Origin of the sequence: Mameliella sp. LZ-28, assembly GCF_012274245.1 — a bacterium.
GTDB classification, from domain to species: domain Bacteria; phylum Pseudomonadota; class Alphaproteobacteria; order Rhodobacterales; family Rhodobacteraceae; genus Antarctobacter; species Antarctobacter albus.
The window spans coordinates 93,928-100,047 of the sequence record NZ_JAANYX010000009.1 but is presented as its reverse complement, the minus strand read 5'-3'; the positions used below and the strand labels follow the sequence as shown (position 1 = coordinate 100,047).

The window sequence follows — 6,120 nt, the reverse complement described above, 5'->3', positions numbered from 1 at the left end:
CCAGAGCCGCCCGCATATCTCTTCAGATACCATCAATGTCAAATAGCGTAGAGACAAAAACCGAACCGGTGCGCCCTAACTTGCTCGGCGCGCCCGCCCGTCATTGCCTCAGATTGTTGCCTCGCAGCCCCCGGAGCATCGCCCCGCCGTCCCGTCCGGCCTCCCGATCAGCGCCTCAGCGCCGCCGGTGAAGGGGCTTTTACGGTTACACATCAAAACCCGCAAGCAGTTTTTTCGCCTCTCGTCATGTTTTTTTCATGAACGCCCGAAAACTACGCAAAATCAGGGGATTGAGAGGTGCGAAAAATCTCGTCTCCGGCGCTAACATCGACGCGTCATGCTGCACCGCGGCAGAGCCCGCCTCCATATCTTGGGTTATCCACAGGCTTACCCCCAAGAGGCCCGCTTTTTGAGCCGATCAGCGCCCTGAATCGCCGCGATTCACCCCTGACCAAGGCCAAAGACGTCTCAGGCGAGTCGGGGTCGGGCCGTCAAACGGACCCGTAGCGCCAGCAAAAGGCAGATCACGCCGAGGTAGGCCAGCGGTTCGATCTGAAACCCTTTCACCAGCATCAGGTAGTGCACGCCCCCCAAAAGTACCGCGGGGTAGGTCAGCCGGTGCAGCTTGCGCCAGCGCGGGCCCAGTCGCCGAACCGACCAGTTGTTAGAGGTCATCACCAGGGGCAGCATCAGGACAAAGCCCGCCATGCCCACGGTGATATAGGGACGCTTGAGAATGTCGGCCCAGATCTGCCCAAGGATCTGCACATCCAGGACCAGCCAGACCAGCAGATGCAGAAAGACATAGGTGAATGTCATGATGCCGATCGCGCGCCGGAACTTGAGCAGGTTCACCCCGGCCCAGCGGCGCAACGGAGTCACGGCCAATCCGGCGATGGCCAGTTGAAGCGCAAATTCCCCCAGCGCATGTTCCAGCGCCTTGATCGGCTCGACACCCAGCCCCCCGGTCAGCCCCTGGTAGAGATACCAGGGTGCCGGAACCGCCAGCAGCAGATAGAGCGTCCACGTCGGCAGCCACCGCGCGCCGCGATTTATGCCATCGGTCAAAGCGGTCATGAGCAGCAAGCCTTTCCATCCTGGATCGGCGGGCACGGAACCGTGCCGTAGGAACAATAGACGCAGCAATCCCCCTGCCTGGGCCGCGAAACCGTTCTGCACGACGGGCATTCCCAGAAAAACTGGCAAGCATCGGTAGGCATCGTCTCTTCCGTGCGCGTGCCGCAGGACGGGCAGGTCAAGACAGACAGCAGAACTGTCATCAGAAGTTCGCCTTGAGATCCATGCCCTCGTAGAGCGATGCGACCTCCTCTTCATAGCCGTTGAACATCAGCGTCGGCTGGCGGCGCGCGAAGAGTCCGCCGCCAATCCGTCGTTCGGTCGCCTGGCTCCAGCGCGGGTGATCCACCGTCGGGTTCACGTTCGAATAGAATCCGTATTCGCGCGCAGCGGCCTTGTTCCACGAGGTCGGCGGTTCGCTGTCGGTCAGGGTGATCCGCACGATCGACTTGATCGACTTGAAGCCGTATTTCCACGGCACCACCAAGCGGATCGGAGCACCGTTCTGGTTGGGGATCGTCTTGCCGTAGATGCCCGTCGCCATAATCGTCAGCGGGTGCATCGCCTCATCCAGGCGCAGCCCCTCGACGTAGGGCCAGTCGAGAACCGGGAAACGCGTGCCGGGCATCTCCTCGGGGCGCAACACCGTTTCGAAGGCAACGTATTTCGCCTCGGGCTTCACCCCCGCCAGCTCCAGCAGATCCGCCAGTTCGAACCCGTTCCAGGGCACGACCATCGACCAGGCCTCGACGCAACGGAAGCGATAGATGCGCTCCTCGATAGTCATCTGGCTCAGGATGTCCTCAAGCGCGTAATCGCCCGGTTTGTCGACCAGCCCGTCGATCTGGATCGTCCAGGGCTGTGTCGTCAGCATGTGGGCGTTCTCGGCCGGATCACCCTTGCGGGTGCCGAATTCATAGTAGTTGCAGTACGAGGTGATATCCTCGAAGGCATTGGGCTCCAGCGCGTCCTGCGCCTGTGCCGCGTTGGGCATGCCCCCCAGCAGCGCGGCACCACCCGCTGCCGCCCCGGCGCCAAGACCCAGCCCCGCCAAAACGCGGCGGCGGTTCATGAAGATCGGCTCCGGCGTGACGTCGGAACGGGTGAGCTTGTTTGTCCAGCGGTTGGCCATGTGTCCTCCTCGGGTGGTCCGTTATCCGACAAGATAGGCGACACGCGCCTCGACCCAAACAAACGATGTCTCACGTTGGCGTAACGCGGCTGTAACACGTCTCCCACGTGCCCTGGCAGGGGCGGCAGGGATCAGACCGCCAGATCACCGCCGATCTGCAGCACCTCTTCGACCAGCAGGTCGAGGTCGGCGCGCCGCGTGCGGTGATTGCAGATCGCCACCCGCAGGCAATGGCGCCCGGCCACAGTGGTGTCGGACAGGGCGGCAATACCCGCCTCCTGCATCTGCAACATGATTTCCGTGTTCAGCTCGCGCAGGTCAGGCTCCGGCTGTCCCGGCACCGTGAACCGGAAACAGACGATGTTGATCGTCACCGGCGCCATCAGTTCAAGATGCGGCACCTCTTCTATCCGGGCGGCGAGATAGGCGGCCTGCGCGATGTTCTGGTCGATCAGGCGGCCGAACTTCTCGACGCCATGTTCCTTGAGCGTCAACCAGACCTTGAGGGCGCGAAACCCGCGCGAGGTCTGAAGGTTGTAGTCATGCAGGTATTCCGTCGCCGCGATGCCTCGGGGCTTTTCCTCCAGGTACTCGGGGTGCACGGCAAAGGTCTGGCGATGACGGTCTGCATCCCGGATCAGCGCACAACCCGCCTCGAAGGGCACATGCAGCCATTTGTGCGGGTCCAGGGCAAGGGAATCCGCCGCCTCCAGGCCGCGCACCAAGTCGCGGTTGCCCGGGGCAATCGCGATCAACGCCCCGATGCAGCCGTCGACATGAAACCAGAGCCCTTCGTCGTCACACAACGCGCGGATGGCGGGCAGGTCGTCGATGGCGCCCGTGTTGACCGTCCCCGCGGTGGCGATGACGCAGGCCGGGCGATACCCCTTGGCGCGGTCCTCGGCGATCAGCTCGCGCAGCGCACCCATGTCCATCCGCAAGTTGCGATCCGACGGCACCCGCCGCAGCGCCCGATTGCCCAGGCCCAGCAGTTCCACCGCCTTCTGGTGACAACTGTGCAGCTGATCCGAGCCGTAAAAGCGCAGGGGTTGTGGTATGGCGCCGACGCCCTCTTCGCGGACATCCACCCCCGCCATCGCATTGCGCGCCGCCGTCAGCCCGATGATGTTCGCCATCGAGCCGCCGCTGACCAGCGTCCCGCTGGCGGTCTCGGGGAAACCCATCATCTGCTTCAGCCAGTCCACCACCTGCCGGTCCATCAGGGCGGCGGCATTGTTGCCGCCGCCAAGGTTGGATCCGTCGATCGCGGACAGGAACTCTGCCAGGGCGCCGCTGAAACTGCCCGATCCCATGTACCACATCCAGAACCGCGGATGGATGTTGCCCATCGGGTAAGGCAACAGGTTCTCCTGCACTTCCCCGTATATCTCGGACAGCGGTTGCGGGCCGACCGGCAGCGGCGCGGCATAGCTCTGGCGCACCTCCCCCGGCATCTCGGCCCAGACAGGCCGGTCGCGCACGTCGCGGATATGGGCAAGTGCGTCATCCACGATCCGGTGCGCCATGTCCCGCAGGACATTCCAATCCGCGGGATCAAGTCCCTCTTCGGCCTGTTCGAAATGCTGGTCGTCCATGTCTCCCCCCAAGGATGAAAAGGTTTTGGATAAAAAATCACGCCGGAACCGTCCGCAGTATATCACAGACAGCCCCATCGCGGGCAGCCGGGGGGAGGGCTGCCCGCGATAGCGATCACGGCGCCCTTGCGTCCACCTGCATCCGGCGAATGGCCTCTTCGAACATGCGGTTCCCGGCGGCGCCATCGTCGCCCAGCCGGACCGAGGGGTAGATCTCGTTCATCTGCACGGACGAGCCGTCATCCTTGACCACCCGCACGTGCCGCCGCCGCATCTGGCGCGGCTCTCCGACCCCGACGGAATGGGCGATGGTCTCGATCTCTCCGATGACGGCCCTGGCATAGGCCGCGACACGCTTGTCCTTCTCGGCGACCACCAGCCCCTTTTGCAGAGAGGGGATATGCGTGGTGATCCCGGTCGGGCAGGTGTTCTTGTTGCACTTCAGCGCCTGGATACAGCCCAGCGAGAACATGAACCCCCGCGCCGAGGTCACGAAATCCGCGCCCAGGCAGATGGCCCAGGCCACGTCGCCCGGGTTGACCAGCTTGCCGCTGGCCACGATGCGGATGCGGTCGTGCAACCCGGCGAGGTCACGCAGGTCGACCATGCGGATCAGCGCCTCGCGCAGCGGCAGGCCCACCAGGTCGATCAACGGCAGCGGCGCCGCGCCGGTGCCGCCCTCGCCCCCATCGACGGTGATGAAATCGGGCGCGTGCTCCTCGCCACGTTCCTTGATCTTCTTGAAGAAGGCAAACCAGGGATCGGCCGAGCCCATACAGGTCTTGAACCCGACCGGCTTGCCCGTGACCTCGCGGATATGCCCGATCAAGTCCAGCAGCCCGTCGAAATCATCCACCTCGCGGTGCCGGTTGGGCGAAATCGCGTCCTTGCCCATCGGTACACCGCGAATGGCGGCGACCTCTTCGTCAATCTTGGCCGCCGGCAGGATGCCGCCCTTGCCCGGCTTGGCGCCCTGGCTCAGCTTGATCTCGAACATCCTGACGTTCGGATTTGCGGCGACCTCTTTCAGCTTGGCCTCGCTCAGGTTGCCGTCCTGATCGCGCACGCCGAACTTGGCCGTGCCGATCTGGTAGACGATGTCGCAACCGCCCTCCAGGTGATATGGCGACAGCCCCCCTTCCCCCGTGTTCAGCCAGACCCCCGCCTGCTTGGCCCCCCGGCTGAGAGCCTGCACCGCCGGTTTCGAGATCGCACCGTAGGACATGCCCGAGATATTGTAGATCGAGGGCGCCAGGTAGGGTTCGCGGCAATAGGGGCCGATCATCATCGGTTCGGTCGAGGCATATTGATCGTCCAGCGGCGGAAAGACCGCGTTCATGAAGATCGGCGTCCCCGGCACGTTCAGGTTCCGGGTCGAACCAAAGGCCACCGTGTTCCCCTTGCTGGAACTGGCATTGTAGATCCAGTTACGCTGCGCCCGGTTGAACGGCATCTCCTCGCGGTCCATCGCGAAGAAATACTGCCGAAAGAACTCTCCCAACTCGGTGAACAGGGCCCGAAAGCGCCCGATGACAGGGTAGTTGCGGCGGATCGCGTCCCCGGTCTGCGTCTTGTCGATGACATACATCACGATGATCAGCGCCACCGCCACGCCGATCATGAAGACGAAGAACAGCGCCAGGTACTGCAGCGCGGCCATCGCGTATTCCATATTCTACCCCCCGAATGTGTTGATTTGTCTCAAGGTCATGCTGTTATTGAATCGATACTCTGCCACCATCACAGACGAATGGCAGCCCGTCTGCGCAATTCGTGAAAGGGAGAGAGCATGAGACACTTCATCAGCGCCGCCGCGCTTGCGCTCGTGGCAAGCGGGGCAATGGCCCAGGGCATCATCAGCTACGACACCGACCAGAGCTTCGACGATGTCGTCTTCGGGCTGGAAAACGCGATCCTCGACGAGGGCCTCGTGATCGACGCGGTCAGTCACACGGGTGACATGCTGGAACGCACCAAGGGCGACGTGGGGTCGGACATCACCATCTTCACCAACGCGGACATCTTCAGCTTCTGTTCGGCCAAGATCAGCCGCGAGGTGATGGAAGCGGACCCGATGAACGTGGTCTTCTGTCCCTACGACATCTTCGTCATCGTCCGGCCGGAGACGCCGGAGACCACCACCATCGGTTTCCGCGAATTCCCCGAAGGCGAAATGAAAAAGGTCGAGGCCCTGCTTGACGGCATCGCCCGCGCGGCCATCGGCCTGGATTGAGCCGACCGCGTCCCGGGTCTGCCCCGGGACCTCCGGCCATTGGCAGGCAGAGAGGGAGAACGGCCCGGCGCCGTTTTCCCGGT

The 6,120-nt window shown here is 63.3% G+C and carries 6 protein-coding genes; 1 reads left to right on the top strand and 5 read right to left on the bottom strand.

Annotated elements, in window-relative coordinates:
* Positions 1-468: 468 nt before the first annotated feature.
* The 5 genes from msrQ to G9Q80_RS06100 form a co-directional block, all read right to left on the bottom strand.
* Entirely contained in the window at positions 469-1,077 is a 609-nt protein-coding gene (gene msrQ / locus G9Q80_RS06120; protein WP_074623341.1) for a protein-methionine-sulfoxide reductase heme-binding subunit MsrQ, read from the bottom strand.
* Entirely contained in the window at positions 1,074-1,280 is a 207-nt protein-coding gene (locus G9Q80_RS28100) for a GDCCVxC domain-containing (seleno)protein (protein WP_074623342.1), read from the bottom strand. The genes msrQ and G9Q80_RS28100 overlap by 4 nt, the downstream gene beginning before the upstream one ends.
* Positions 1,280-2,209 (bottom strand): protein-methionine-sulfoxide reductase catalytic subunit MsrP, encoded by a 930-nt coding sequence (gene msrP / locus G9Q80_RS06110; protein WP_088716752.1) that lies wholly within the window; start codon positions 2,207-2,209, stop codon positions 1,280-1,282. The genes G9Q80_RS28100 and msrP overlap by 1 nt, the downstream gene beginning before the upstream one ends.
* Before the next feature lie 131 nt (positions 2,210-2,340).
* The gene (locus G9Q80_RS06105; protein ID WP_088716753.1) at positions 2,341-3,804 is read right to left on the bottom strand and encodes a pyridoxal phosphate-dependent decarboxylase family protein; all 1,464 of its coding nucleotides are present in this window, start codon (positions 3,802-3,804) and stop codon (positions 2,341-2,343) included.
* A gap of 115 nt (positions 3,805-3,919) precedes the next feature.
* Positions 3,920-5,476: an FMN-binding glutamate synthase family protein gene (locus G9Q80_RS06100; protein WP_088716754.1), complete on the bottom strand. Its 1,557-nt coding sequence runs from the start codon at positions 5,474-5,476 to the stop codon at positions 3,920-3,922.
* A gap of 117 nt (positions 5,477-5,593) precedes the next feature.
* On the opposite strand from G9Q80_RS06100, the gene G9Q80_RS06095 reads away from it, so the two are divergent.
* Positions 5,594-6,037 carry a DUF302 domain-containing protein gene (locus G9Q80_RS06095; RefSeq protein ID WP_069210388.1) on the top strand — a complete coding sequence of 148 codons (444 nt, stop codon included), beginning with the start codon at positions 5,594-5,596 and terminating at the stop codon, positions 6,035-6,037.
* Positions 6,038-6,120 lie beyond the last annotated feature (83 nt).